Genomic DNA, 26,592 nt, shown 5'->3' with positions numbered 1-26,592 from the left:
ACCCGGCCCAAGGAGCGCGCGAGGTCGAGGCTCGTTCACGATCGTCCTCGATCCAGAAATAGGCCCCATCCCACGCCAGGAGGCCACTACATCCTGGATTGAGCACGATCATGCGGGGCGGGACCGGCCGCTCACGGATGGGGTGAGCGAGGCCGGTGGGCGTCGTGTGGCCTGGCCCGCCGCGGGAAGGGCCGGGGGGTAGGGGCCGTGCGGACAGACCGGGTCAGCGGGCCGGGGGGTGCACCGAGGCCTGGGCTGAAGGTCAGGGGTTGGCGGTGTCGGTTTGGGGCACGTTGCGCTGTGTTGGGATGGTCGGTGCGGTCGGCCAGGGGATCTCGGGCGCGCGGTGGAAGGTGATGCCGGCGGTCGTCCAGCGGGGGCCCTGGCCGGCCAGGCGGTCGCGGAAGCCGGACCAGTCGTGGCTGGCCCGGGGTGACCAGCCCAGTTCGGCGATGGCCGGGAGGCGGGGTAGGAGCAGGAGTTCGATGTCGACGAGCGAGGTGACCGATTCGGTCCAGAGCGGGGCCTCCACGCCGAGGATGGCCTCGGCGGGTACGTCGGCGACGTGCGTAGCCGGATCCCAGTCGTAGGCCTTGCGTACGTCGATGAGGCCGGCCCAGTCGTGCCCGATCGGGGTGTCCGGGGCATACTTCATGTCCAGGTAGGCGTGGTTGCCGGGGGAGACGATCAGCCGGGCGCCACGGCGTACGGCGTCGACGGTGGTGGCGTCTTCGCCGTTCGTGCCCCACCACTGCAGGACCCGCCCGTCGAGGTGGGCGGCGGGGGCGAGCTGGTGCCAGCCGACGACGGTCTTGCCGAGGTCGGCCACGATGCGCTGGACCCGCTCGACGAAACCGGTGTAGACCTCGCCCTTCACCTTGAACGCCTCGTCGCCGCCGATGTGCAGCCAGGGGCCGGGGGTGAGCGCGGCGACCTCGCCCAACACGTCGGCGACGAAGTCGTACGTCCGCTCGTCGGCCGGGTCGACGTAGCTGAAGCCGACTTCGGTGCCGGTGTACGGCGGTGGTGCGGTCTTGTCCGGTGCCAGCTCGGGGTACGCGACAAGCGCCGAGTTGGTGTGCCCCGGGAGGTCGATCTCCGGGACGACTGTGATGTGGCGGGCGGCCGCGTAGGAGACGATCCGCGTGTAGTCGGTCTTCGTGTAGTGCCCGCCGGGGCCGCCGCCGACCTCGGTCGTCCCGCCGATGGCTGTCAGCTTGGGCCAGGAGTCGACGGCGATCCGCCAGCCCTGGTCGTCGGTGAGGTGCAGGTGCAGGTGGTTGAGCTTGTAGCGGGCCAGGTGGTCGACCACCCGCAGCACGTCCTCGACGGCGAAGAAGTGCCGCGCCACGTCGAGCATCGCGCCCCGGTAGGGGAAACGAGGGGCGTCGGTGATGGTCCCGCCGGGCAGCGCCCAGCGTTCGGTGACCGGGACGGGGCTCTCGATGGCAGCCGGCAGCAGTTGGCGCAGCGTCTGTACGCCGTGGAAGAGGCCGGCGGGGGTGGGGGCGGTGACGCGTACCCCGTCGGTGGCGATGTCGAGCCGGTAGCCCTCCGGGCCGAGGTCGGCGGTGTCGTCGAGCGCCAGCGCGATGCCACCAGCGGGCTCCGGCGTGGTGGCGTCGGTGACCGGCAGCGGGTAGCCGGTGGCCGGACGCAGGAGTTGGGCGAGCTGCTCGGCGACCGCGAGCGCGGCGGGGTCCGCGCTGGCCACGATGAACGCTTCGGCTGGCAGCACCCAGTCGGCGGTCGGGTCCGGCTGGACCTGCTGCGGGGCGGGGACGACGTCGGTCAGCCGGTGCGGGGCCGCCGGGGCGAGCAACGTGCCAGCGGTCTGCTCGGCCGCGTGGGCCAGCGTGGCCGCGTCCGGCTCCCCTGGCGACAGCGGCACGGGGACGGCGGTGGGGCCGGGGGAGGGGGTGGTCGACACGGCGGCGACTCCGGGGGGGTGTATTCGCGTCTGTTATGGCAAAAGTGAGGTTCACCGGCTGGCGTGCCGTCAAGCGTACGACGCTCGGCCGGAATGCGTGATGGTGCGCGTGGAAGCGTTCCCAAAAACCGGTACGAACACGGATAGTCGTGATGGCTGTGCCAATTGTCACCGAACGGTCCCAGGTCGCTCGATGTTCGCTTAACCTTCGCCCACCGATCGACGTCGACCCCGGGATTACCGGAGGTCCGTCCCGGGAAGAAGAAAACTGAACCTTCGTTAAGTGTCAATCCGGCGCGTGTGTTGTGGAGGCTCTGGTGGCAGCGCAAGAGACCGTCGATCACAAGTACGTCTACGACTTCTCCGAGGGCAACAAGGATCTCAAGGAGCTGCTCGGCGGCAAGGGGGCAAACCTCGCCGAGATGACCAACCTGGGCCTGCCCGTCCCGCCCGGCTTCACCATCACCACCGAGGCGTGCCAGGCGTACCTCGCGACGGGACGGGAGCCGGACGGGCTCGCCGGTCAGATCGAGGCGCACCTGGAAGCGCTGGAGCGCGAGATGGGCAAGCGCCTCGGCGACCCGCAGGACCCGCTGTTGGTGTCCGTCCGCTCCGGTGCCAAGTTCTCCATGCCCGGCATGATGGAGACCGTCCTCAACGTCGGTCTCAACGACCAGAGCGTGGTCGGGCTCTCCGCACAGGCAGGCGGTAACGACAGGTTCGCCTGGGACTCCTACCGGCGGCTCATCCAGATGTTCGGCAAGACCGTCTGCGAGGTGCCGGGCGAGGAGTTCGAGCACGCGCTCGACGAGGCCAAGCACGCCAAGGGCACCCACAACGACCTTGATCTGGACGCCGGCGACCTGCGTGGGCTGGTCGACGCGTACAAGAAGATCTTCTTGAAGCACACCGGTCGGGAGTTCCCGCAGCAGCCACGCGAACAGCTCGACCTGGCCATCCGCGCGGTCTTCGAGTCGTGGAACGCCGAGCGCGCGGTGCTCTACCGCCGCCAGGAGCGCATCCCGGCCGACCTCGGCACCGCGGTCAACGTGGTGACCATGGTCTTCGGCAACCTCGGGCCCGACTCCGGCACCGGGGTCGCGTTCACCCGCGACCCGGGCAGCGGCGCGCAGGGGATCTACGGCGACTACCTGGCCAACGCCCAGGGCGAGGACGTGGTCGCCGGCATCCGCAACACAGTGCCGTTGCAGGAGTTGGAGCAGCTCGACAAGTCCTCCTACGACGAGCTGCTCGGCATCATGGCCCGGCTGGAGGAGCACTACAAGGACCTGTGCGACATCGAGTTCACCATCGAGCGCGGCAAGCTGTGGATGTTGCAGACCCGGGTCGGCAAGCGCACCGCAGCCGCCGCGTTCGTCATCGCCGGGCAACTCGTCGACGAGGGCCTGATCGACCTGGACGAGGCTCTGCACCGGGTCAACGGCGCGCAACTGGCCCAGCTGATGTTCCCGCGCTTCCAGCTCGACCATGATTTCCAGCCGGTCGCCAAGGGCATCGGCGCCTCACCCGGCGCGGCGTCCGGCAAAGTGGTCTTCACCTCCGCCCGGGCCGTCGAGCTGGCCGCCGAGGGTGAGTCGGTGATCCTGGTGCGCCGGGAGACCAACCCGGACGACCTGAACGGCATGATCGCCGCGCAGGGCATCCTCACCTCACGCGGCGGCAAGACCAGCCACGCCGCGGTGGTGGCCCGGGGCATGGGCAAGACCTGCGTCTCCGGCGCCGACGAGATCGAGGTGAACGTGCCGGCGAAGCGGTTCACCGTGGCCGGGCAGACCGTCAACGAGGGCGACGTGGTGTCCATCGACGGCACCACCGGCAAGGTCTACCTCGGTGAGGTGCCGGTCATGCCCTCCGAGGTCGTGCAGTACTTCGAGGGCAGCCTCGACCCCGAGCACATCGACAACGCGCTGGTCCGCGCCGTACACCGGATCATGACGCACGCCGACGGGAAGCGGCGGCTCGCGGTCCGCACGAACGCCGACACCGGTGCGGACGCGGCCCGCGCCCGGCGCTTCGGCGCCGAGGGCATCGGGCTGTGCCGCACCGAGCACATGTTCCTCGGTGAGCGGCGTGAGCTGGTCGAGCGGCTCATCCTTGCCCGGGCTCCGGGCGAGCGGGAGGCGGCGTTGGAGGCGCTGCTGCCGTTGCAGCGCGCCGACTTCGAGGAGATCTTCCGCGAGATGGACGGCCTGCCGGTCACCGTCCGGCTCATCGACCCGCCGTTGCACGAGTTCCTGCCGCCGCTGGAGCAGCTCGCCGTCAACGTGGCTGTCGCCCAGGAGCGTGGCGAGGACGTGGCCAAGGAGGAGGCGTTGCTCGCGGCCGTCCGGCGGATGCACGAGGAGAACCCGATGCTCGGGCTGCGGGGCGTACGCCTCGGCCTGGTCATCCCCGGCCTGTTCGCGATGCAGGTCCGGGCCATCGCCGAGGCGGCTGTCAGTTGCGCCCGGAACGGGGGTGTGGCGAAGCCGGAGATCATGGTGCCGCTGGTCGGTGCCGTGCAGGAGTTGGAGACCGTCCGCGCCGAGGCCGAGAAGATCATCGCCGAGGTGGTCGGGGACAGCGGTGTCGAGGTGCTGATCGGCACCATGATCGAGGTGCCCCGGGCGGCGCTGACCGCCGGGCAGATCGCCGAGGCCGCCGAGTTCTTCTCCTTCGGCACCAACGACCTGACCCAGATGGGCTGGGGTTTCTCCCGCGACGACGTCGAGGGCGCGTTCTTCTGGCGCTACCTGGAGCTGGGCATCTTCGGCATCTCGCCGTTCGAGTCGATCGACCGCGACGGCGTCGGCCGGCTGGTGCGGATCGCCGCCGAGGAGGGCCGGGCCGCCCGGCCCGGGCTGAAGCTCGGCATCTGCGGTGAGCACGGTGGCGACCCGGACTCGGTGCACTTCTTCCACGAGGTCGGCCTGGACTACGTGTCCTGCTCGCCGTTCCGGGTGCCGGTGGCACGGCTGGAGGCCGGTCGGGCGGTCGTGGAAAGCGGCGGGTCGGACAGCCGCTGACGCACGTCGGTGGCGGCCGGTGACCCGGCCGCCACCGGCGTTCAGATCGGCGGACGACGCCAGGTGGGTCGGGACGGGCGGCGCAACTGTGTCGGCAGGGTCGCCATCGGGGTACGCGTGGCCAGCGGGGCGTGCGCGTCCGGCACGGAGGTCGCGCCGATGCCTCCGCCGCGAACGTCCAGGAAGGAGCCCGCCCGACGGGCCACCGCACGCGCCTCCTCGTGCAGCGCCTCCAGGTCGCCGGCGGCGGACGCGGTGACGAGGGTCAGCAGGGCGCTGCGCCCGGCCGGGTAGGTCACCACGCAGCCGGCGGTGGTGCACACGACCGACTCCCGGAACTCACCCTGCCGGACGGTGTCGGCCACCCGGTGACCGAGCCCGAAACTCGCGGCGGCGAGCGCGGCGAGATGGGTGGCGTCGGTGCTGGGCAGGTCGCTGGAGATGAGCAGGCCGTCGGTGCCCGCGAGCACCGTGCCGGCGATGTCGGGTCGGCGCTGGCGCAGCCCGCGTAGCTCCGTTCCCATCACCGTGTCTGCGTCCACGAGCGTTACCCCTCACCGGTCGGGCTCTGCGTGTCACTCGGCTGGTCACGTTCCGCGCTGGGAACGCTACCTGTGGCCACTTCCGACTGCGAGCCCGTAACCCTCGGCAATCGGTTGGCAACTGCGGGCCAATCGGTGGTTGTGTGCAGTTCATCGATGCGTCGTGAGCGGGTCGAGCAACGGGGGCGGGCGTAATCTTGGCTCGCTCGCACACGGCCGATTGGGCGCCGCGTCGAACGGGAAGAGGTGACTGCATGACCAGTGTCTGGGAGAGCCTGACTGTGGACGCCCGCGATCCGGCCCGACTGGCCCGTTGGTGGGCCGAGGCGCTCGGCTATCAGGTCGTCACCGAGACTCCGAGCGGCGTGGAGATCCGCCAGTCCCCGGACCAACTGCCCGCCCTGTTCTTCGGCCCGGTGGCCGAGGGCAAGGAGCGGAAGAACCGTCTGCACCTCGACCTGCGCCCCGCCAATCAGGAGGCCGAGGTCGAGCGCCTTGTCGACATGGGCGCGCGGCACGTCGACATCGGTCAGGGTGACGTCGACTGGACGGTGTTGAGTGACCCGGAAGGCAACGAGTTCTGCGTTCTCCGTGAGCGCGAGGAGTGAGCCGGTTTTGCGAGCCCCGCAGTCGCGAACAGCGGCGGCTCCGTGAGCGCGAGGAGTGAGCCGGTTTTGCGAGCCCCGCAGTCGCGAACAACAGCAGCCCTGTGAGCGCGAGGAGTGAGCCGGGGGCGGCGGACGCGCGGTTGGTCGAGGAGCCGCCCAAGGACACCGGGCATCGCCGGTCGCCGTACGAGCGCGACCGGGCCCGGGTGCTGCACTCGGCGGCGTTCCGCCGGCTGGCCACCAAGACCCAGGTGCACACCGCCGGCACTGACGACTTTCTGCGTACGCGGCTGACGCACTCGCTGGAGGTGGCCCAGATCGCCCGGGAGATGGGTGCCCGGCTGGGTTGCGACCCGGATGTGGTGGACGTCGCGGGGCTCGCGCACGACCTGGGGCACCCGCCGTTCGGGCACAACGGCGAGGCGGCCCTGGACCTGCTCGCCACGCCGTGCGGCGGCTTCGAGGGCAACGCGCAGACCCTGCGGGTGTTGACCCGCCTGGAGGCGAAGGTGCTCGCCCCGGACGGTTCGTCCGCCGGTCTGAACCTGACCCGGGCGTCGCTCGACGCGATCGGCAAGTACCCGTGGCCGCGCCGGCCGGGGGAGCGCAAGTTCGGGGTGTACGCCGACGACGCGGCAGTCTTCGACTGGATCCGGGCCGGTGCGCCCGGCGACCGGCGCTGCCTGGAGGCCCAGGTGATGGACTGGGCCGACGACGTCGCGTACTCGGTGCACGATGTGGAGGACGGGATCCACGGTGGCTACGTCACGTTGCACCCGTTGCTCACCGATGCCGACGAGCGGGCCGCGCTCTGCGCCGACGTGGCCTCCGCCTACTCGGGGGAGTCCGCGACGGACCTGGCTGAGGTGCTTGTCGATCTGCTGGCCGGTCCGCTGCTCGCCCCGTTCGCCGGGTACGACGGCAGCCATCGCGCGCAGGTGGCGCTGAAGGCCACCACCAGTGGGGTGACCGGGCTGTTCGTGTCCGCGGCGGTGGCTGCCACTGAGGAGCGCTTCGGTCCGGGCCCGCACCGCCGGTACGCCGCCGACCTGGTGGTGCCCCGACTGGTCCGGGCGCAGTGTGCCCTGCTCAAGGGCATCGCGCTCCGGTACGTGATGCGTCGCAGCGGCTTCCGGGGGCGCTACGAGCGGCAGCGGACGATGCTTGCCGAGGTGGTCGCCGCGCTGGTCCGTCGCGCCCCGGAGGGGCTCGACCCGATCTTTGCCCCGCTGTGGCGGGCAGCCCCGGACGACGCGGCCAGGCTGCGGGTGGTTATCGACCAGGTCGCCTCGCTCACCGACCCGGCGGCGGTGACCTGGCACACTCGCCTGGTCGGCAAGGGGACACCCCCGACTGTCTCCGAGCCAGCTTAGGCTAGCCTAACTGACATGACGGAACGCCCCAGGAACGTCACCTCGGCCCGGCTGCTGCGCACCGAGCGGCCCACCCCGCACCTGATCCGGCTCGTCCTCGGTGGGGACGAACTGGTCGGCCTGCCGGTGGGCGAGTTCACCGACCACTACATCAAGGTGGTCTTCCCGCAGTCGGGTGTCGCGTACCCGCAGCCGTTGGACCTCGCCGCGATCCGCCGGGACCTGCCCCGGGAGCAGTGGCCCCGGCTGCGCGCGTACACGGTGCGGCGCTGGGATCCGCTGGCCGGGGAGCTGACCGTCGACGTGGTGTACCACGGCGACGAGGGGTTGGCCGGTCCGTGGGCCGCCGCGCTGCGCCCGGGCGATCCGGTGCACTTCGTCGGCCCCGGCGGCGCGTACGCCCCGAGCCCGGACGCGGACTGGCACCTGCTGGTCGGCGACGAGAGTGCCCTGCCGGCGATCGCCGCCGCGCTGGAACGGCTGCCGCTGGGTGCTCCGGCCCACGTCTTCGTGGAGATCGCCGACCCGGCGGAGGAGCAGAAGCTGCTCAGCCCCGGAGCGGTCGAGCTGACCTGGCTGCATCGCGGCGACCGCCCGGTGGGCGAGGCGCTTGTCGCGGCGGTACGGGCGTTGGAGTTCCCGGCTGGCCAGGTGCACGCGTTCGTGCACGGCGAGGCCGCCTTCGTCCGGGAGTTGCGTCGGCTGCTGCGCCGCGAGCGGGGCGTACCCCTCGACCGGCTCTCCATCTCCGGCTACTGGCGGCGCGGAATGGACGACGAGGGCTGGCGCTCCACCAAGGCCGACTGGAACCAGCAGGTGGCGGCCGAGGAGGTTGCCATCCCGGAGCCTGCTGCGGCGGCCTGAGCCCCGCTCATCCTTCCTGGGTGTCCACCTCGTTGCCGGCGCGGGCGAGGCGCCTGCTGAGCAGTACGGCGTACCCGACGACCGCCAGGGCGAGCAGCGACAGCATCACCCTCGGCTGGTGCACCGTCGCGGTGATCAGGCTGACCGAGACCACCCCGTAGGCGGCGATCGCCAACCGGGCGGCGCTCGGCCGGGTCCAGAGCCAGTACAGGGCGAGGCCACACAGCGTCCACACCACCATCGAGGCGCCCAGCAGCAGCCGCAGCTCCAGCGGCAGCCGGGCGGCGTCGTCGTCGACCAGCCGGACCACTTGCCCGAGCGCCCAGCCGAGCAGCAGCAGCGCGCCGCCGAGCGGAATATGCAGGTAGCTGTACGCCTGCCCGCCGCGCAGCCGGCTCTGGGTCAGGCGGGTGGTGACGAAGGTGGTGTAGACCCACCAGACGGCCGCCGGGATCAGGAAGGCCATCGCGGCGGTGAGGATCATGTGCGGCGGGGGGTGGTCCGGCACGGCGAAGAGCAGGCTGGCCAGCGCGCTGCCCAGCACGATGATGGTGAACTGCCCGATCCGTTCCGGCAGATGCCTGTTGTCCACCGGCCAGCGGTTGAGCCACCGCACCCCGACCCAGGGCGTGGCCAGTTCGATGACCATCGCGACCACCCACAGGACCGGGCGCAGCCTGGTGGGCGCGGCCAGCGACGCCAGCCAGATCAACCAGCCCGACCCGAAGCCGATCAGGTAGACGGTCGTCACCATCCGGGCCTTCGAGCTGGTCGGGCGGGCCCGCAGGTACAGCAGGAGCAGCACGCCCCGCACGATCAGGTACCCGACCGGCAGGAGCACGCTCTCCGGCACCTCGTCCACGCCGAGGGTCATCGCGCCCGCGCCGACCAACGCGACAAGCACCAGTAGTCGGTGGAGCGCGTCGTCCGGATCGAACCGGGTGTCGTAGTAGACCTGCCCCATCCAGGCCCACTGGATCACCACGAAGAGCCCGATCACGGCCAGCAGGGCAGTCGGCGACGGGCTCGGCTCGTCGCCCAGCCGGCGTACCACGGCCGCCAGCGCGTACACGAAGATGAGGTCGAGGAAGAGTTCCAGCCAGGTGGCGTGGCGGTGCCCGGCCTCGTCGGCCTGCGGGGTCTGTCCGTCCAGCCCCAGCCAACCCGCCAGCCATCGCGGCACGTGGGGGCCGTCGGTCCGTACCCTGCGCATCTGGTCATGGTCCCCGCGCGGACCCGGCTCGCGGGCCGGAACCGTCCAGCCGGCAGCGGTCGTCGCCACACCGGCGTCCCCCGGCCGGCGTGTCGTCGGTCCGGCAGGGCAGGATGTACGGCGAGGGGGTGGCGAATGGCTGGGCGGATCCGGGACGAGGACATCGCACTGGTCCGGGAACGCACCTCGATCGGGGATGTGATCTCCGAGACGGTCACCCTGAAGTCCGCCGGCGGCGGCAACCTCAAGGGGCTGTGCCCGTTCCACGACGAGAAGAGTCCGTCGTTCAACGTCTCGCCGGCCCGCAACGTCTGGTACTGCTTCGGCTGCGGTGCCGGCGGGGACGCGATCAAGTTCCTGATGGACGCCGACCACCTCAGCTTCGTGGAGTCCGTCGAGCGGCTGGCCGGCCGCGCCGGCATCCAGTTGCGCTACATCGAGGACGACAAGGGCACCCCGCGCCCCCGCCCGCAGCAGGGTCAGCGGCAGCGCCTGGTCGCCGCGCACGCCGCCGCCGTCGAGTTCTACCGCGCGCAACTGAGCACCGCGGGCGCCCGGCCGGCACGGGAGTTCCTGGCGCGACGAGGCTTCGACCGGGCCGCCGCCGAGCGCTACGGCTGTGGCTTCGCGCCGGAGGGCTGGGACCTGCTCACCAAGCACCTGCGCCAGCAGGGCTTCAACCACCAGGAGCTGGTTACCGCCGGGCTGTCCCGGGAGTCCCGCTCCGGCACCCTGATCGACAGGTTCCGCCGTCGGTTGCTCTGGCCGATCCGCGACCTCGCCGGCGACGTGATCGGCTTCGGCGCGCGCAAGCTCTTCGATGACGACGACGGCCCGAAGTACCTGAACACCCCCGAGACGCCGATCTACAAGAAGTCGCACGTGCTCTACGGCATCGACCAGGCCAAACGGGAGATCGCCAAGCAGGGGCGGGCGGTGATCGTCGAGGGCTACACCGACGTGATGGCGTGTCACCTCGCCGGGGTGACCACGGCGGTGGCAACCTGCGGCACCGCCTTCGCCGCGGACCACATCTCGGTCCTGCGTCGGCTCCTGTTCGACAGCGACGAGGTGGCCGGCGAGATCATCTTTACCTTCGACGGGGACGCCGCCGGGCAGAAGGCCGCGCTGCGCGCCTTCGAGGACGATCAGCGCTTCGTCGGGCGCACGTTCATCGCGGTCAGCCCGGACAACATGGACCCGTGCGATCTGCGGCTGGCCAAGGGCGACCTGGCGGTGCGTGACCTGGTCGCCCGCCGTGAGCCGCTCGTCGACTTCGCGCTGCGACACGTGATCAGCCGCTTCGACCTGGACACCGTCGACGGCCGGGTCGAGGCCATGCGTCACGCCGCGCCGCTTGTCGCGCGACTCAAGGACCGGGAGAAGCGCCCAGAGTACGTCCGCAAGCTCGCCATGGACCTCGGCATGGAGATCGAGCCGGTGCAGCGGGCGGTGCTCGCCGCCGGCAACGCTCCGCCGCCCAGCGCCCGCGACGCCGCCCCAGCCGCCCGGCCCGCCTCGGCCCGACCGGAGCCGGAACTGGACAGCCCGCAGTCGATGGTCGAGCGGGAGGCGCTCAAACTCGCCCTCCAGCAACCGGTCCTGGCCGGGCCGATGTTCGACGCGGTCGAGGCCACCGAATACCGCCACCCGGTGCACGTCGCGGTGCGTGCGGCCATCGCGGCGGCCGGTGGTGCCGTGTCGGCGACCGGCGGCGCGGTCTGGATCGAGTCGGTGCGCGACGCCTGCGAGGACCTGGCGTCCGCGGCGCTGGTCGGTGAGTTGGCCGTCGAACCACTGCGGATCGACGGCGAACCGGACCCGCGCTACGTGTCGATCACCATGGCCCGGGTGCAGTTCGGGTCGGTGACCGCCCGGGTCCGGGACCTGAAGTCCCGCATCCAGCGGATCAACCCGGTCAACAACAAGGACGAGTACTTCGCCGCCTTCGGTGAGCTGCTGTCGCTGGAGCAGCACGCCCGGGCGCTGCGCGAGCAGGCTGCGGGAGGCCTCTAGATGGGACTGTTCAGCCGTAAGCCGAAGCTGCCACCGGCCGACCGGCCGCCGCTGACCGCCGATGAGCGGGTGCTGGCCTGGGCCGCAGTCGGCAACGGCGAGGGCGACGGGGTGGTGGTCGCCACCAACCTCGGGTTGTGGCTGCCCGGCCGAGGGCACCGGCTCGGCTGGCACATCATCCTCAAGGCGGTCTGGTCCGGCCGGGAGCTGACCGTGACACCCGCTGAGCCCGTCGTCGAGCGGGACGGCTACACGGTGGTCGCCGACGGTCCGGCCGAGACGTACCTGCTGCTCGACCCGGGGGAGCTGCCGCACCAGGTGCGGGCACGGGTGACCCGATCGGTCGCGTACACCGAGCACCAGCCGGTGCCCGGCGGCGCGGCGCGGGTCGCGGCCCGGCGTGAGGCCGGGGTCGACGGTCTGACCTGGACGGTCCGACTCGACCCCGGCACTCCGGCGGACGACGAAACCCTGCTCGCCGAGACCGACCGTCTGGTCGGTGCGGCCCGCGCCGCCACCGCGCCGGCCGACACCTGACCGGCCGGGTCAGCTCGCGCCGAGGTCCTTCAGCGCCTTCTCGGCGCCGCGGTGCAGCGGCACCGGCAGGGTCCTGCGGGCCCTCTCCAGCGAGATCCCCTTGGCCGCCGGGTTGGCCTGGGCCAGGGCGTCCCGCTTCTCGAACACCGTCCGGGTGATCGCGCAGGCCACGTTGGCGTCCAGGTCCTTGCGGACCAACAAGACGTTGGGTACGACGATGGTCGGGGTGTCGGTCGCCGTCCGGTACGCGTCCCGCCCGATCGTGCCCCCCTGGTAGCCGGGGCTCAGCGCGGTCACGTTCGGCAGCAATGGCGAGATGTCGACGAACTTCACCGAGTCGCCGGCCGTGGTGAACAGGTCGGTGAGGCCCCCGGTGGGCAGACCACCGGACCAGAAGAGGCCGTCGACGCTGCCGTCCTGGATTCCCTCGACCGTCTTGGTCAGGTCCAGTCGCTGCGCCCGGATGTCCTTGGCCGGGTCGAGGCCGGCGGCCTCCAACAGTCGGTTGGCGATCACCTCGGTGCCGGATTTCGGTGAGCCGGTGGAGATCCGCTTGCCCCGCATGTCGGCCACCGAGGTGATCCCGGAATCGTTGCGGACCACCACCTGGGTGTAGTTGTCGTAGATGCGGGCCAGCGCCTGCACCGGCTGCGGCGCGGTGAAGCTGCCCTTGCCCTCCACCGCGTTGACCGCCGTGTCGAACAGCGAGAACGCCACGTCGTACTGGCCACCGACGAGTTGCTCGACGTTCTGCACCGAGGCGCCGGTCTCGGCGGCGGTGCCGGTGAGCTTGCCGCCGGTCGCCCCGGACAACTGCCCGGCCAGGGCGTTGCCGACCACGTAGTAGACGCCTGTCGCGTTGCCGGTGGCGATGCCGACGCGGGTCTCCCGGGTCACCTCGCAGGTGACCTCGCTGGCCGCGTTGTCAGTGGCCGCGCCGCCCTGCTGACCACCGCAACCCGCGGTGCCGACAGTGGCGAGGGCGAGCACGCACAGACCCGCCGCGAGCCGTACGTCGATTCGTCTCACAGTTTTTCCTCCACAGGACTGGCTGGTGATCCGGACGATGAACGGCCGGCGGATCCGCGTCGGACGAACACACCCGCCGCCGCGACGGCGGCCAGCGCCGCGCCTACCGTGACCGGCACGGGTTCGAGCCAGAGCAGGGTGACACCGGCGAGGGCACCGAGTACGCGTTCCGGGACGCCGGCCGGACCGACGCCGGGCAGCCAGCCACCGGCGGCGACGGCGAGCACCGCCACGCTGAGCGCGACGACCACGGCCGCGAAGGCGATCCGCCCGACACCACCGATGCCGAGCAGACCGAGCCCGGCCGGCGTGATGACGAACGCGACAGGGGTCAGGTACGCCGGCAGCGCGTATCGCAGGGTCTGCCACATGGTCGGCACCAGCCGGCCGCCGGTGACCGCGGCGGCGGCCACCGCGGCGAGCGCGGTCGGTGGGGACACCTCGGACAGCACCGCGAAGTAGAAGACGAACATCGCCGCCGCCGGCGCGGTGACGCCCAGGTCGAGCAGGGCCGGACCGACGATCACCCAACCGATCACGAACGACGCGGTGACCGGCACGGCCAGGCCCAGCAGGGTGAGCGCGACGGCGGCGAGCAGTGCGGTGAGCACCAGCACCAGCGTCGGGTCCGATGTGACCGCCTGCGCCCCGCCGATCAGCAGCGCCGCCGCCTGCGGCCCGAGGCCGGTCTTCGTGGTGGTCGCCGTGATGATGCCGGCGGCGGCGCAGACCGCGGTGACGGCGAGGACGCCGCGTACGCCTGTGACGAGCGCGGTCACCAGCCGGCCCGGGGTGAGCCGGTGCGCGCGGTCCAGGAACGACAACGCGACGGCGAGCAAAATGGCGAAGACGACAGCCCTCGTCGCGGACACACCGACCGCGAGGAACACGATGATGGCGATCAGCGAGGCGAAGTGGTAGCCGAACCGGGCCAGCAGACGCCAGGGCGAGCCGACGTCGATCACCACGGGGCGTACGCCGGAGCGGCGGGCGTCGATCTCCACGGCGAGCAGGATGCCGAGGTAGTAGAGCACCGTCGGCACCGTTGCCCAGCCCAGTACCTGTAGGTACGAGACGCCCAGGTACTCGGCGATGATGAACGCCGCCGCGCCCAGGGTGGGCGGGGACAGGATGGCGCCCACACCGGCCGCGGCCAGCATGCCGCCGGCCCGCTCCGGGGGATAGCCGGCGCGGCGCAGCAGCGGCCAGGTGACAGCGCCGATGCTCACCGTCGTCGCCGCGCCGGAGCCGGAGACGGTGCCGAGCAGGAAGCCGGAGGCCACCGCCGTCCGGCCGGCGGCGGTACGCGAGCGCCGGAACGCCGCGGCCGACAGCTCGACGAAGAACCGCCCGGCCCCGGACAACTCCAGCACCGCGCCGTAGATGGTGAACAGCACGATGTACGAGGCGGCCACGTCGAGTGGCGTGCCGTAGAAACCGCTGTCGGAGTTGTAGAACGCGTCGACCAGTTGACTGAAGTCGAGCCCTGCGTGCGCGACCGGCCAGGACTGTGGCAGCAACCCGCCGTAGTAGCCGTAGCCGAGGAACAGCAGGCAGACCGCCGGCAGGATCCAACCGGTGGTACGCCGACATGCTTCGAGCAGCAGGAGCAACAGGACGGTGCCCAGCACCAGATCCGTCGGTGTCAGCAGGCCCTGCCGGTCGAGGAACGCGTTGTAGCCGCCGCCACCGCTGCCGATCCGGATCGGCAGGATGGGATAGAGACAGGCCGCGACCGCCAGGGCGACCAGGAGCCAGTCGGTCACGGTGGGTCGGGTCGACGCCGGTGCCCGGGTGTCGGTGTCGCTAGCGGTGTCGGCGTGGTCGCGCCGGTCTGGCGTAGTTGGCGGGCGTTCCAGCCGCCGGGGGCGGAGGCGGGCCGGCAGCCGCAGGTCGGCCGGGTAGGCGAGGAAGACCAGCGGGAGTACGCCGGCCAGGAAGATGATCAAGTAGTACTTGCTGCCCTGCGACAGGGGGCGGAACACCTGCCACAGGGCGAGAGCGCCGACCGCCAGCGCCGCCGCGGTGAGGAGCAGACCCGCCGGCCCGGAGAGCACCCGACCCGGCTTCTCGTCCTCGAACTGGGCCGCCAGGTCCCGGGTCGCCCGCTCGGCGATGCCCGATTCGTCGGGCTCTGCCGGCTCGGCTTCCGACCGTGGTCGGGGTGGCCCGCCCTTGGGGCTCGCTGCTGGCGCATCAATGGGAATGTTGGCTGGTCGGGCAGGTGACGACGAACCATCTGGCGGGCTGATGGGCGACACGGAAGGACGATACACGTCGATTGGCAGACCGGTGGGGCATCGATCGGCGTTTCGCCGCTGGTGTACGGGTTTCGGGGTGGCTGGCGGGCCCCGGCCGCTTATTTGCGTGGAGGGGTGTCGGACCCGGCGGTTAGGGTCGGGCGGTGACTTCGGGGCGACCACTGATTCAGGCTCGCGGGCTGGTGAAGCGGTTCGGCGATTTCACCGCCGTGGACGGCATCGATGTCGAGGTGCGCCCGGGTGAGGCGTTCGGCTTCCTCGGGCCCAACGGCGCGGGCAAGTCGTCCACCATGCGGATGATCGGCTGCATCTCCCCACCCAGCGGGGGTGAGCTGCGCATCCTCGACATGGACCCGGTGGCTGACGGGCCGGCGATCCGCGCGCGCCTCGGTGTGTGCCCCCAGCTGGACAATCTCGACCCGGAGCTGACCGTCCGGGAAAACCTCACCGTGTACGCCCGCTACTTCGGCATCTCCCGCCGGGCGGCCCGGGAGCGCGCTGCCGAGTTGCTCGACTTCGTCCAGCTCACCGAGCGGGCCGACAGCAAGGTCGAGCCGCTGTCCGGTGGGATGAAGCGTCGGCTGACCATCGCCCGCGCGCTGGTCAACGACCCGGAGATCGTGCTGCTCGACGAGCCGACCACCGGCCTCGACCCGCAGGCCCGGCACCTGGTGTGGGAGCGGCTGTTCCGGCTCAAGCAGCAGGGCGTCACGCTGGTGCTCACCACGCACTACATGGACGAGGCCGAGCAGCTCTGTGACCGGCTGGTGGTGATGGACGGCGGGCGGATCGTCGCGGAGGGCTCGCCCCGGGCGTTGATCGAGCAGCACTCGACCCGCGAGGTTGTCGAGCTGCGCTTCACCGCCGAGTCGCAGGAGCCGTTCGCCGGCAAGCTGGACGGGCTGGGGGAGCGGGTCGAGGTGCTGCCCGACCGGGTCCTGCTCTACGTGCCCGACGGCGACGCGGCGGTCGCCGAGGTCGCCGCGTTGGGGCTCCAGCCGGCGAACGTGCTGGTCCGGCGCAGCGGCCTGGAGGACGTCTTCCTGCACCTGACCGGCCGCACCCTGGTCGACTGACCGCTCGACTGCGTTTGATCTTGGGCGTAGCATCGGCCAGCCGATGCAGTGAATTCACCGAGTCGGCTTCCGACCACGGGGGTTTCATGTCTGATCTGGTGACCGCCAACCGACGTCAGGCCGGGCTTACCGCTCTCTACCTGGGCATCTTCGCGATGGTCTGGTTCAGCGTGCCGGCGGCGGAGCAACCGCTGCGTGCCCTGCTCGTGGTGGCCAGCATCATCGCGCTGCTCACCGCCGCGCTGGGCGGCGTGCTGTCCGCCCGACTCCGGGGTGCCGGTGGTCCTCGGGACCGGGCGGCCGACCGTCCGTACCTGCTCATCGTCGTCGCCGAGTTCGCCGCCGCCGGGCTGGGTGCCGCCGTGCTGGTCGCCGCCGGCTGGTCCGAGTACGTGCCGGTGCTGGTCTGCCTGGTGGTCGGTCTGCACTTCTTCCCGCTCGCCCCGCTCCTGCGGGACCCGCTGCTTCGTCCGCTCGGCGTCGCGCTGTGCCTGGTGGCAGTGGCGGGGCTCGTCACCGGCCTCGCCTCGGCGGTCGCCGCCGGTCTGGTGGTCGGCGTCGGCGCGGGAGTGCTGCTGCTCGGTTACGCCGTGCAGGCGCTGGTCCGCGCGTACCGACCGGCCTGACCGATCACCGTTCAGCGGGCTCTGGCCCAGGTGAGGAAGCGGTCGGTCAGCCCGTCGTGCCCGGCGAGGTCCCCGCTCGCCTCGTAGAGCAGCGCGGCGAGGTAGATGAGCAGGCCGATCCGGTTCTCGCGGTACTCGCCGAGCAGCGACAGGCGGGCCGGCGAGCAGGGCCACGCCGCCCCACAGACCCGGCAGCGCCAGGACGGGCGTGCCGCCACGTGTGGGCGGTACCTGGGCATCAGTGCCCGCCACCGTCATGAGCCGACCAGGTGAGTCGCACGAGGGAACCTCCATCGGGTGGGTGGGAGCGCCCCGGATCGGGGGGTCACGGGACGCTCCCGGCCTGGTTCCGCCCGCCGTCTGATCCCGTGAGCGGTTCCGCTGGGTGACAGTCTGGTGAGGACCCGACTACGGTGGGAGGTTCCGGACGCCGACGACCACGGCGTACGGCGCTCGGCCCGGCGCGGTACGGGAACGTACGGGGGTTGTCAGTGGAGAGTTCGTCCATGCTGGAGCACTTCGCCGAGGAGCTGCGGCTGGCTCGGGCCACCAGTGGGATGTCACAGGCGGCACTGGCCGAGGCGTTGAGCTATTCCGGTGCGCTGGTCGCCAAGGTGGAGACCTCCGAGCGCCGGCCGAGTCTGGACTTCGCCCGTCGGTGTGACGTCGTGTTCGGCGCCGACGGTCGGTTCGAGCGCATCCAGCGGCGGATCAGCCGGGAGGCCGTGGTGCCGTGGTTCCGCGACTGGGCCGGCATCGAGCAGGAGACCACGGCGCTGCGGTGGTTCGAGCCGCTGTGTGTGCCAGGTCTGTTGCAGACCGAGGGGTACGCCCGCGCGCTGCTGACCGGCGGCGGACTGTTCGCGTCGGACGAGATCGAGCAACAGGTGGCGACCCGGCTGGAGCGTCAGGGACTGTTCACCCGCGACCGGCCTCCGCTGCTCACCGCCGTCATCGACGAGCACGTGTTGCGCCGTACCGTTGGTGGGTCGGAAGTCATGCGCGAGCAGATTCAGCATCTGGTGAAGCTCGGCTCGGCGTTTCCCCGGGTCCGAATCCAGGTAGTGCCAGCTCCTGCCGGTGCTTACGCTGGGCTCGGGGGACCGTTCGTGATCGCTAGCTCGCCACAGGGAGATGATCTTGTCTACCTCGCCGGCCAACGCCATGGGCAGGTCATCGATCGTGTCGAGTACGTCCATCAGATGATCGAGGTGTGGGAGTCGATCCGCGGTGAGGCACTATCGCAGACGCAGTCCCTCGACCTGATGGCGGAAGTGGCGGAGACATGGATCTAACCGGTGCCCGGTGGCGCAAGAGCATCCGTAGCGGCCCGGATGGCGGCAACTGTGTCGAGGTTGCCGACAACCTGCCCGGGCTGGTCGCCGTTCGCGACTCCAAAAACCCGGCCGGCCCCGTGCTCGTCTTCCCGCCCGACGCGTGGCGCGCATTCGTCGATTCCGACGCCGTTGGCCGGTAGGTAGCGGTCACGCCATTTAGATCGACTCGGCTTTCAGGAAGTCGGGGCCTCGGGGTGGCTCTGCCACCCCGACTTTCAAGAACCCGAGTCGATCAAGCGTCTTGGGCCCGGGGCACGGCGGCGAAACCCGGGCGACACGTCGACCCGGTCGTCGTAGGGTGACCGGCGGTCTGTCGTACCCCGGGGGTAGACAGGTCGTGGTGGCCGGCGCGGTGGGCGGGGTGGTCGGGTGAGTGTGGCGAGATCGGCTCGGTTCCCCTGGGTGCCGGCGTACGCGGTGTTCGAGCACTACCTGGTGGGTCTGCGGCGCACCTGGCGGGCCGGGGTGTTCTCCTCGTTCCTGCTGCCGGTGCTGACGGTCCTCGGCTTCGGGCTGGGCGTCGGCGGCTACATCGACCAGGGCGTCGGTGGGGTGCGGTACCTCGACTGGCTGGTCCCCGGGCTGATCGCCTCGACCGCGCTCCAGGTGACGGTCGGCGACTCCACCTGGCCCGTGTTCAGCAACTTCCAGTGGATCAGGACCTACTTCGCGCAGGGCGCGTCGCCGCTACGGGTCCATGACATCGTGGCCGGGCACCTGGCCTTCGTGCTGTTCCGGGTGCTCACCACGATCGCGGCGTTCCTGCTGGTCACCGGTCTGTTCGGGGCGTTGCGGTCGCCGTGGGCGGTGGCCACCCTGCCGGTGGTGGCGTTGCTCGGGCTGGCCGTCGCCGCGCCGACCTTCGCGTACGCCGCGTCGGTGTCGAGCGACAGTTGGCTCGCGATGCTGTTCCGGTTCGCTGTCATCCCGATGACGCTCTTCGCCGGGGTGTTCTTCCCGGTCGAGTCGTTGCCCGACGCGCTGCGCTGGTTGGCGTACGCGACGCCGTTGTGGCACGCCGTGGACCTGTGCCGCGCGGCCACGCTGGGCGTCGCCCCACAGTGGTCGATCGTCGGGCACCTGCTCTACCTGGCGGCCTGGGCGGTCGCCGGCTGGTTGCTGGCGGTGCGCGCCTTCCGTCGCAAGCTCGTCGTCTGAGAAGCAAGCAGAGAGGCTGTCGTGCTCACGCTGATCCTGCCCCGGCTGGTCGACGTCTCCGCCGCGTCCCGGCGGTCGGCGTCGGTGGTCGAGCGCAACGTCGCGGCGTTGAAGTCGGTCTACTGGCTGCTGCTGCTCTCCGGCTTCGTGGAACCGCTGCTCTACCTGCTGTCCATCGGGGTTGGCGTCGGTGCGCTGGTCGGTGACCTGCCGCTGCCCGACGGGCGGTTGGTCTCGTACGCCGAGTTCGTGGCCCCGGCGATGCTCGCCTCGTCGGCGATGACCGGGGCGCTCGCGGAGACCACATTCAACTTCTTCGGCAAGATGAAGTACATGAAGCTGTACGACGGGATGATCGCCACCCCGGTACGGCCGTTCGAGATCGCCGTGGGCGAGTTGGGTTGGGCGATGCTGCGGGGCAGCGCCTACTCGGCGGCGTTCCTCGGGGTGATGGTCGCGCTGGAGCTGACAAGCGTCACCCGCGCGCTGACCGCCCTCCCGGCCGCGGTGCTGGTCGGGTTCGCGTTCGGGGCGCTCGGCATGGCGATCTCCACCTTCATGCGTAGCTGGCAGGACTTCGACCTGATGGGCTCCGCGCAGTTCACGCTCTTCCTCTTCTCCGGCACCTTCGTGCCGGCGCAGGCCTATCCGACAGTGCTGCACTGGCTCGTCGAGATCACCCCGCTGTACCGGTCGGTGCACCTGATCCGTGGGGTCGCGCTGGGCAGTGGTGGCTGGCTGTGGCTGCTCGACGTGCTCTACCTGCTGGCGATGGTTGCGGTCGGCCTGCTGGTGGCTTCTCGCCGAATGGCGAGGTTGCTCTACAAGTAGGGGTTACCCGCACCCGTCGACGGGGCATGTCCGGAGGTGACACCGACCAGGAGGAGGGGCGATGGCCTCGGACGAGTCTTCCGCCCAGCGGGAGCGTGAACGTGATCCCGCCAGTGCGCCGGTCGGGCCCGACGCGGGGCCGGACAGCCCCACCGACCTGCCCGGCAGCGGGTGGAAGGCGGCGTTGCGCCGGACGATCACCGAATTCCAGGACGACAGCCTCACCGACTGGGCGGCGGCGCTCACCTACTACGGGGTGCTGTCCATCTTCCCGGGTCTGCTGGTCCTGATCTCCCTCCTCGGCCTGCTCGGCGAGACCGCCACCGAGGGCGTGAAGGACACCGTCAACCAGGCGGTGCCGAACGACAGCATTCAGAAGATCATCGAGGGTGCGATCGACACCGCCCAGCGCAACGGTGGCCTCGCCAGCATCGCGGCGATCATCGGTCTGTTGGCCGCGTTCTGGTCCGCGTCTGGCTACATCGGCGCGTTCATGCGTGCCTCGAACACCATCTACGACGTGCCGGAGGGCCGGCCGATCTGGAAGACGCTGCCGATCCGGGCCGGCGTGACCGCGGTGATCGGCGTGCTGCTGCTGGCCTGCGCGGTGATCGTGGTCTTCACCGGTCGTCTCGCCGAAGCAGTGGGGGACGTGGTCGGCCTCGGCTCGACCGCGGTGACGGTGTGGGACATCGCGAAGTGGCCGGTGCTGCTGATCCTGATCAGCCTGATGTTCGCGATCCTCTACTGGGCCTCGCCGAACGCGCGGCACGGCGGCTTCCGCTGGGTCAGCCCCGGCGGCGTGCTGGCCGTGGTGATCTGGCTGGCGATCTCCGGCCTGTTCGCCTTCTACGTGAGCAACTTCGGCTCGTACGACAAGACGTACGGGACGCTGGCCGGGGTGATCATCTTCCTGGTCTGGCTCTGGCTGAGCAACATCGCGATCCTGCTGGGCGCGGAGTTCGACGCGGAGTTGGAGCGCGGCCGTGCGATCTCGGCCGGCCACGCGGTGGACGATGAGCCGTACGTCGAGCTGCGCGACGACCGCAAGCTCAAGAAGAAGCACCACCAGCGCGGTTCGGCCGATTGACGCGACGCGTCCTTGGCTGCCGGACTCCACCAAGTCGGCAGCCAAGGACGCGCGCATTTTTGGAGCTGATTACTAACTGCAGGCTGAGGTGAGGCACCAGCCGTTGAGCGTGACCTCTTGGAGGTCGTTCACCTTGTGCCAACCGGGGTAGTACTTGTTGCCCACGCTGTCGTAATAAATGTATCCGCTGGGCACCTGGAAACCGTCGGTGTCCCGGAATTCGTAGTAGTACGACGAGTCAGATGCGCTGCCCTGACCGGCCGGCAGCCACATCGTCTTGCTGTTGGTCGGCCAGTTGCCCGAGAGCTTGATGGATCGGCCGAGCCGGTTCTTCACCTCGCCGCAGAAGATCCCGGCGGTGCAGTTCCCGAGGGTGCCGAAGTCGCCCTCAGCAGCGGTGGAAGCGGCCTGTCGAACGGGCGTCGCGGCTGCGGCAGCAAGGTCGGAGCCGGTCGACGACGGTGCCGCCTGGGCTGCCGATGGGGCGAGAAGCGCGATGAACGCTGCTGCGGATACGGCCGCGACAAAGCGCGTCGGTCGATTCATTGGGGTCCTTCCCGTCGGGGTCTTCGGGCACGCCAGAACGGGAGGTCATCGCGATTGGGTAATTGCGGTGCGCGACTCGCCCCGTAGCTGTCGATGCCCAGGAACGTTAACGACCACGTTGATGACTGTCAACGTCCTTACCAATTGCGGCGACGCTGGAGGCGGCGATTCGGGTGTGCTGGCGTGGCCGCCTTGGCGGCGTAATCGCTGCTTGAGCGCATCGATACCGATCGACTCCGGCAGTGGCGCGTGCTGACCAGACTCGCCCGTCGGATGCGGCTGGAGGCGGGTGTCGCCCAGGGGGTCGGGGCGGGCGCGTCCGTCCGCCTCAGCCGACGGCGGGGTGCCGGCGCGGCCACTGTGCACAGCGAAATCCGTCCATCCCGTCGCAGGCGCGACCGAAACTTCTGTCCGTTTGAGCAAAAGTTAGCGTCGAAACAGCCGAAGCTCTGGACAGGCGATGCGACCGCTCTTACTGTGTCGGACACAACACATCGACATTGCGTCGATGTGAACGCTGTCAAGGAAGAGGGGGCTTTTCGGTGCGGACCGTCGACCCTCTACACGTGCGACTGTTGCGGTTGCTCCGCGACGAGGGCGCCGTGTCCCGGGCCGAGTTGGGCGACCGACTCCAGATGCCGCGTCCGCGCATGTTGGCCGAGCTGGACCGCCTGGTCGCGCTGGGCTACGTCGCCGAGGCAGGACTCGCCGCCTCCCGGGGTGGGCGTCGCTCGACGCTTGTCGAGTTGAACCCGAAGCTGCGCTTCGCCGCCGTCGACCTCGGCGCCAGTTCAATGGACGTCGAGGTGGTCAACGGCCGGCTCGAACCGGTGGCCCACTACGCCGAGACAGCCGACATCCGCAACGGTCCGAAGGTAACCCTGCAACGGGTCAACGAGCTGCTGCACAAGGCCCGGGTCGACGGCGCGTACGAGCGACTGGACGCGGTGGGCATCGGTGTGCCCGGCCCGGTCAGCTTCCGCGACGGCGTTCCGGTCTCACCGCCGATCATGCCGGGCTGGGACCGGTACCCGGTGCGTGAGCTGCTCAGCCGGGAGCACGGCTGCCCGGCGGTGGTCGACAACGACGTCAACATCATGGCGATCGGCGAGCGGCACGGTGGGGTAGCCCACTCGGTGGACGACTTCCTCTTCGTGAAGATCGGCACCGGCATCGGGTGCGGCATCTACCTCACCGGCGAGGTCTACCGGGGCACCGACGGCTGTGCCGGCGACATAGGCCACATCCAGGTCGACTCGCACGGTCCGATGTGTTCCTGCGGCAACGTGGGCTGCCTGGAGGCGCTGTTCAGCGGCGCCGCGCTGGCCAAGGACGCGGCCGCCGCCGCCCGCAGCGGGACGTCGCCGGCGCTGGCCGAGCGGCTGTCCCTGCGGGGTGTGGTGACCGCGCTGGACGTCGCCGAGGGCGCCGTCGAGGGTGACGTGACCTGCATCCAGTTGATCCGGGACGGTGGACGGCGGGTCGGCGGGGTGCTTGCCGGCCTGGTCAGCTTCACCAACCCGTCGATGATCGTGATCGGCGGCGGGCTGGCCCAGTTGGGCCACATCCTGCTCGCCGAGATCCGCAGTGTGGTCTACCGCCGGTCACTGCCGCTGGCCACCGGCAACCTTCCCGTCGTCCTGTCCGAGCTGGGCGGCCGTGCCGGTGTCGCCGGCGCGGCGGTGCTCGCGAGCGACGTCGCCTTCGGGGAAGCCGCATGAAGCTGTTCGAGATTCCGTCGTGAGCGAGGAGGAGACTGTGGCTCTGCCCGAGGATGACCACGCCACCGCGTCGGCCGAGGCCGTCGCCGGGGCGCCGCTGGTCGAGGCTCCCGCCGACACCGTCAAGGGCGAGGTGGTCCTGCGCCTCACCGATCTGGTGAAGACCTTCCCCGGCGTACGCGCGCTCGACGGCGTGCAGCTCGAGGTGCGTGCCGGCGAGGTGCACTGCCTGCTCGGGCAGAACGGTGCGGGCAAGTCCACCCTCATCAAGGTGCTCGCCGGGGTGCACCAACCGGATTCCGGGCAGGTGGAGTGGCGCGGTGAGCCGGCCACGTTCGCCAACCCGCAGGCCGCCATGAAGGCCGGCATCGCCACGATCTACCAGGAACTCGATCTCGTCGAGGATCTGTCGGTGGCGGAGAACGCGTTCCTCGGGCACGAGTACCGCAGCTTCGGGTTCATCCGGCGCGGCCGGATGGCCCGGCACACCCGGCAGATCCTCAGCCGGCTCGGCCACGGTGAGATCCCGCCCGGCCGGATGGTCCGGTCACTGCCGGCCGCGGGCAAGCAGATCGTCAGCATGGCGCGGGCGCTGTCGCACGAGGCCCGACTGATCATCATGGACGAGCCGAGCGCGGTGCTGGCCCACGACGAGGTCGGCAACCTGTTCCGGATCATCCGTGAGCTGACCGCACAGGGCATCGCCGTCATCTACATCTCCCACCGGCTGGAGGAGATCCGCGAGATCGGCGACCGGGTCACCGTACTCAAGGACGGCCGGACCACCGCGGCGAACCTGCCGGCGCGCGAGACCCCGACCCGCGATCTGGTGAGCCGGATGACCGGCCGCACCATCGAGTACGTCTTCCCGGACCGGCCGACCGACGACGCCGCGGGTGCCGACCTGCTCCAGGTGGAGGGGTTGACCCGCGCGGGCGAGTTCGCCGATGTCTCGCTGAGCGTGCGTGCCGGGGAGATCGTGGGCATCGCGGGGCTGGTCGGCTCCGGTCGGTCCGAACTGCTGGAGACGATCTACGGTGCCCGCCTCGCGGAGGCCGGCTCGGTGCGGATGGACGGCAAGGTCCTGCGTCCCGGCGTCGGCGCGGCAGTGCGGGCCGGCATGGGGATGGCCCCGGAGGAACGTAAGAGCCAGGCGCTGCTGCTCGGCGAGCCGATCTACCGCAACGTCACCCTTGCCACCTTCGGCCGGTACGCGCGGCTCGGCTTCACCAACGCCACCAAGGAACGCGCCGAGGCGGACCGGATCGCCGAGACCCTGGAGCTGCGGCCCCTGGACGTCGACCGACCGGTACGCACGCTGTCCGGCGGCAACCAGCAGAAGGTGGTGGTCGGGCGCTGGCTGCTCGGCGGCACCAAGTTGCTGCTTCTCGACGAGCCCACCCGGGGCGTGGACGTGGGCGCCCGGGCTGAGCTCTACCAGGTCATCCGTGCGCTGGCCGCTCAGGGCGTGGGGGTGCTGCTGGTCTCCAGCGAGGTCCCCGAGGTGCTGGGTCTGGCCGACCGGGTGCTGGTGATGCGGGAAGGGCGGGTCGTCCGCGAAGCCGCGGCCGGCGAACTCGACGAGAACACTGTGCTTGACCTCGTTATGGCGGGGTCCTTGATGGAAGGCGCACCGGCATGAGCGACGCGACTCCCACTCCCACCGCGACACCGGAGCGCTCGCAGCTTCCGGCGCAGTCGCCGCCGGTGGATCCGGCGGAGACGGCGGTGGCCAGCGACAAGGCACGATCCGCGGGCAAGCTCTCCTGGTGGTCGGGTGACGGTGGCGACGGCGCCAAGCGCAACCTCGGTCTGATCGGGGTGCTGGCCGCGCTCATCGTGGTCGGCGCGGTCACCAAGCCCGACCTGTACGGCGACCCGAACTGGGTCTGGAACAACGTCCTGGCCATCCTCCAGTTGGCCTCGGTCGTCGGTGTGGTCACGGTCGGGATGACCTTCGTGATCATCGGTGGTGGCATCGACCTGTCGGTGGGTGCGATCGTCGCGCTGGCCGGGGTCTGGTGCACCACGGTGGCCACCCAGAGCTACGGCGCCGGCGGCATGATCTTCACCGCCCTCGCGGTCGGCATCTGCGTCGGCCTCGTCAACGGCGTGCTCATCTCTTACGGGCGGCTGGTTCCCTTCATCGCGACGCTCGCGATGCTGGTGGCCGCGCGTGGGCTCGCGGCGTCGATCTCCAACAAGCAGACCCAGGTGTCGAGCAGCACCTTCATCAACGACATCGCGGCGCGCAAGGTGATCGGGATTCCGATCCTCGTCTACATCCTCGGCGCGGTGGTGCTCGCCGGTTGGGTGGTGCTCAACCGCACGACCTTCGGCCGGCGGACCATCGCCGTCGGCGGTAACCCGGAGGCAGCCCGGTTGGCCGGCATCAACGTCCGGCGGCACACCATGCTGCTCTACGCGCTCTCCGGTCTCTGCTGCGGTATCGCCGCCATCATGCTCACCTCGCAGGCGACCTCGGCGCAGGCGGCGATGGCCAACCTGTACGAGTTGGACGCGATCGCCGCGGCGATCATCGGCGGGACGTTGCTCAGCGGTGGTCGGGGCACGATCGTCGGCTCACTGCTCGGCGTCATCATCTTCGCCACGATCACGAACCTCTTCGCCATCAACGGCCTCTCCATCGAGGCGCAGAACATGGTCAAGGGCGGCATCATCGTCGCCGCCGTCCTGGTCCAGCAGTTCCAGTTCAAGTCCGTCACTCGGCTCCTCGCGCGGAACAGGGTCACCACCGCAACCTGACGCACCGCACCGTTGTCCTGGCGACGTCGAGAAATTCGACGG

Annotated in this window: 23 protein-coding genes; 16 read left to right on the top strand and 7 right to left on the bottom strand. The window is 70.5% G+C overall.

The features are described 5' to 3' along the window. Positions 1 to 262 precede the first annotated feature (262 nt). Entirely contained in the window at positions 263 to 1,930 is a 1,668-nt protein-coding gene (locus tag ACQP0U_RS25605; protein WP_433311756.1) for a beta-N-acetylhexosaminidase, read from the bottom strand. A 317-nt stretch (positions 1,931 to 2,247) separates the two neighbouring features. Between ACQP0U_RS25605 and ppdK the strand changes: the two genes are divergently transcribed. Beyond that, positions 2,248 to 4,956 (top strand): pyruvate, phosphate dikinase, encoded by a 2,709-nt coding sequence (gene ppdK, locus ACQP0U_RS25600; RefSeq protein ID WP_433311753.1) that lies wholly within the window; start codon positions 2,248 to 2,250, stop codon positions 4,954 to 4,956. Between the two features lie 41 nt (positions 4,957 to 4,997). On the opposite strand, the gene ACQP0U_RS25595 is transcribed toward ppdK, so the two are convergent. Beyond that, positions 4,998 to 5,498 (bottom strand): roadblock/LC7 domain-containing protein, encoded by a 501-nt coding sequence (locus ACQP0U_RS25595; RefSeq protein ID WP_433311750.1) that lies wholly within the window; start codon positions 5,496 to 5,498, stop codon positions 4,998 to 5,000. Between the two features lie 254 nt (positions 5,499 to 5,752). On the opposite strand from ACQP0U_RS25595, the gene ACQP0U_RS25590 reads away from it, so the two are divergent. The 3 genes from ACQP0U_RS25590 (at position 5,753) to ACQP0U_RS25580 (ending at position 8,343) form a co-directional block, all read left to right on the top strand. After that, positions 5,753 to 6,106, top strand: coding sequence for a VOC family protein (locus ACQP0U_RS25590; protein WP_091408941.1), 354 nt, complete (start codon positions 5,753 to 5,755; stop codon positions 6,104 to 6,106). A 101-nt stretch (positions 6,107 to 6,207) separates the two neighbouring features. After that, positions 6,208 to 7,479, top strand: a complete 1,272-nt coding sequence (locus tag ACQP0U_RS25585) for a deoxyguanosinetriphosphate triphosphohydrolase (protein ID WP_433311748.1) — start codon at positions 6,208 to 6,210, stop codon at positions 7,477 to 7,479. A 15-nt stretch (positions 7,480 to 7,494) separates the two neighbouring features. Beyond that, a complete protein-coding gene (locus ACQP0U_RS25580) occupies positions 7,495 to 8,343 on the top strand; it encodes a siderophore-interacting protein (protein WP_433311745.1) in 849 nt (282 codons plus the stop codon). A 7-nt stretch (positions 8,344 to 8,350) separates the two neighbouring features. Here the strand turns inward: ACQP0U_RS25580 and ACQP0U_RS25575 are convergent, their stop codons facing one another. Beyond that, a complete protein-coding gene (locus ACQP0U_RS25575; RefSeq protein ID WP_433311742.1) occupies positions 8,351 to 9,556 on the bottom strand; it encodes a low temperature requirement protein A in 1,206 nt (401 codons plus the stop codon). 135 nt (positions 9,557 to 9,691) lie between these two features. On the opposite strand from ACQP0U_RS25575, the gene dnaG reads away from it, so the two are divergent. Together dnaG and ACQP0U_RS25565 are read left to right on the top strand one after the other, a co-directional pair. After that, the gene (gene dnaG / locus ACQP0U_RS25570) at positions 9,692 to 11,572 is read left to right on the top strand and encodes a DNA primase (protein ID WP_433311739.1); all 1,881 of its coding nucleotides are present in this window, start codon (positions 9,692 to 9,694) and stop codon (positions 11,570 to 11,572) included. After that, positions 11,573 to 12,109: a hypothetical protein gene (locus ACQP0U_RS25565; RefSeq protein WP_433311736.1), complete on the top strand. Its 537-nt coding sequence runs from the start codon at positions 11,573 to 11,575 to the stop codon at positions 12,107 to 12,109. A 9-nt stretch (positions 12,110 to 12,118) separates the two neighbouring features. Here the strand turns inward: ACQP0U_RS25565 and ACQP0U_RS25560 are convergent, their stop codons facing one another. Together ACQP0U_RS25560 and ACQP0U_RS25555 are read right to left on the bottom strand one after the other, a co-directional pair. Then, the gene (locus ACQP0U_RS25560; RefSeq protein WP_433311733.1) at positions 12,119 to 13,138 is read right to left on the bottom strand and encodes a TAXI family TRAP transporter solute-binding subunit; all 1,020 of its coding nucleotides are present in this window, start codon (positions 13,136 to 13,138) and stop codon (positions 12,119 to 12,121) included. Further along, on the bottom strand, positions 13,135 to 15,399 hold the full coding sequence (locus ACQP0U_RS25555) for a TRAP transporter permease (protein WP_433311730.1): 2,265 nt from the start codon (positions 15,397 to 15,399) through the stop codon (positions 13,135 to 13,137). Before ACQP0U_RS25555 ends, ACQP0U_RS25560 begins: the two co-directional genes overlap by 4 nt. Before the next feature lie 143 nt (positions 15,400 to 15,542). On the opposite strand from ACQP0U_RS25555, the gene ACQP0U_RS25550 reads away from it, so the two are divergent. After that, positions 15,543 to 16,475, top strand: coding sequence for an ABC transporter ATP-binding protein (locus ACQP0U_RS25550; RefSeq protein ID WP_433311727.1), 933 nt, complete (start codon positions 15,543 to 15,545; stop codon positions 16,473 to 16,475). An 86-nt stretch (positions 16,476 to 16,561) separates the two neighbouring features. Beyond that, the gene (locus tag ACQP0U_RS25545) at positions 16,562 to 17,101 is read left to right on the top strand and encodes a hypothetical protein (protein ID WP_433311724.1); all 540 of its coding nucleotides are present in this window, start codon (positions 16,562 to 16,564) and stop codon (positions 17,099 to 17,101) included. An 11-nt stretch (positions 17,102 to 17,112) separates the two neighbouring features. On the opposite strand, the gene ACQP0U_RS25540 is transcribed toward ACQP0U_RS25545, so the two are convergent. Continuing rightward, entirely contained in the window at positions 17,113 to 17,340 is a 228-nt protein-coding gene (locus tag ACQP0U_RS25540; RefSeq protein WP_433311721.1) for a flavin reductase, read from the bottom strand. A gap of 267 nt (positions 17,341 to 17,607) precedes the next feature. On the opposite strand from ACQP0U_RS25540, the gene ACQP0U_RS25535 reads away from it, so the two are divergent. The 5 genes from ACQP0U_RS25535 (at position 17,608) to ACQP0U_RS25515 (ending at position 21,517) form a co-directional block, all read left to right on the top strand. Continuing rightward, positions 17,608 to 18,396 (top strand): helix-turn-helix domain-containing protein, encoded by a 789-nt coding sequence (locus ACQP0U_RS25535; RefSeq protein ID WP_433311718.1) that lies wholly within the window; start codon positions 17,608 to 17,610, stop codon positions 18,394 to 18,396. Next, positions 18,387 to 18,578: a DUF397 domain-containing protein gene (locus ACQP0U_RS25530; RefSeq protein WP_433311715.1), complete on the top strand. Its 192-nt coding sequence runs from the start codon at positions 18,387 to 18,389 to the stop codon at positions 18,576 to 18,578. Before ACQP0U_RS25535 ends, ACQP0U_RS25530 begins: the two co-directional genes overlap by 10 nt. Before the next feature lie 229 nt (positions 18,579 to 18,807). Further along, a complete protein-coding gene (locus tag ACQP0U_RS25525) occupies positions 18,808 to 19,596 on the top strand; it encodes an ABC transporter permease (RefSeq protein WP_433311712.1) in 789 nt (262 codons plus the stop codon). A 21-nt stretch (positions 19,597 to 19,617) separates the two neighbouring features. Next, on the top strand, positions 19,618 to 20,427 hold the full coding sequence (locus tag ACQP0U_RS25520) for an ABC transporter permease (protein ID WP_433311709.1): 810 nt from the start codon (positions 19,618 to 19,620) through the stop codon (positions 20,425 to 20,427). A gap of 61 nt (positions 20,428 to 20,488) precedes the next feature. Further along, positions 20,489 to 21,517 carry a YihY/virulence factor BrkB family protein gene (locus ACQP0U_RS25515; RefSeq protein ID WP_433311706.1) on the top strand — a complete coding sequence of 343 codons (1,029 nt, stop codon included), beginning with the start codon at positions 20,489 to 20,491 and terminating at the stop codon, positions 21,515 to 21,517. 72 nt (positions 21,518 to 21,589) lie between these two features. On the opposite strand, the gene ACQP0U_RS25510 is transcribed toward ACQP0U_RS25515, so the two are convergent. Next, complete coding sequence (locus ACQP0U_RS25510) at positions 21,590 to 22,063, bottom strand: hypothetical protein (protein ID WP_433311703.1); 474 nt, start codon at positions 22,061 to 22,063, stop codon at positions 21,590 to 21,592. Positions 22,064 to 22,605: 542 nt separating this feature from the next. Here ACQP0U_RS25510 and ACQP0U_RS25505 point away from each other — a divergent pair. The 3 genes from ACQP0U_RS25505 to ACQP0U_RS25495 all read left to right on the top strand — a co-directional run bounded on the left by ACQP0U_RS25505 (position 22,606) and on the right by ACQP0U_RS25495 (position 26,550). Then, complete coding sequence (locus tag ACQP0U_RS25505) at positions 22,606 to 23,784, top strand: ROK family protein (RefSeq protein WP_433311700.1); 1,179 nt, start codon at positions 22,606 to 22,608, stop codon at positions 23,782 to 23,784. 133 nt (positions 23,785 to 23,917) lie between these two features. Beyond that, positions 23,918 to 25,426 (top strand): sugar ABC transporter ATP-binding protein, encoded by a 1,509-nt coding sequence (locus ACQP0U_RS25500; RefSeq protein WP_433321129.1) that lies wholly within the window; start codon positions 23,918 to 23,920, stop codon positions 25,424 to 25,426. After that, positions 25,423 to 26,550: an ABC transporter permease gene (locus tag ACQP0U_RS25495; protein WP_433311697.1), complete on the top strand. Its 1,128-nt coding sequence runs from the start codon at positions 25,423 to 25,425 to the stop codon at positions 26,548 to 26,550. The genes ACQP0U_RS25500 and ACQP0U_RS25495 overlap by 4 nt, the downstream gene beginning before the upstream one ends. The last annotated feature ends 42 nt before the right edge of the window (positions 26,551 to 26,592 follow it).

This window comes from Micromonospora sp. CA-269861 (assembly GCF_050948505.1).
In the GTDB taxonomy this organism is placed as follows: Bacteria; Actinomycetota; Actinomycetes; order Mycobacteriales; family Micromonosporaceae; genus Micromonospora.
This window is presented reverse-complemented; position numbering and strand designations above follow the sequence as displayed.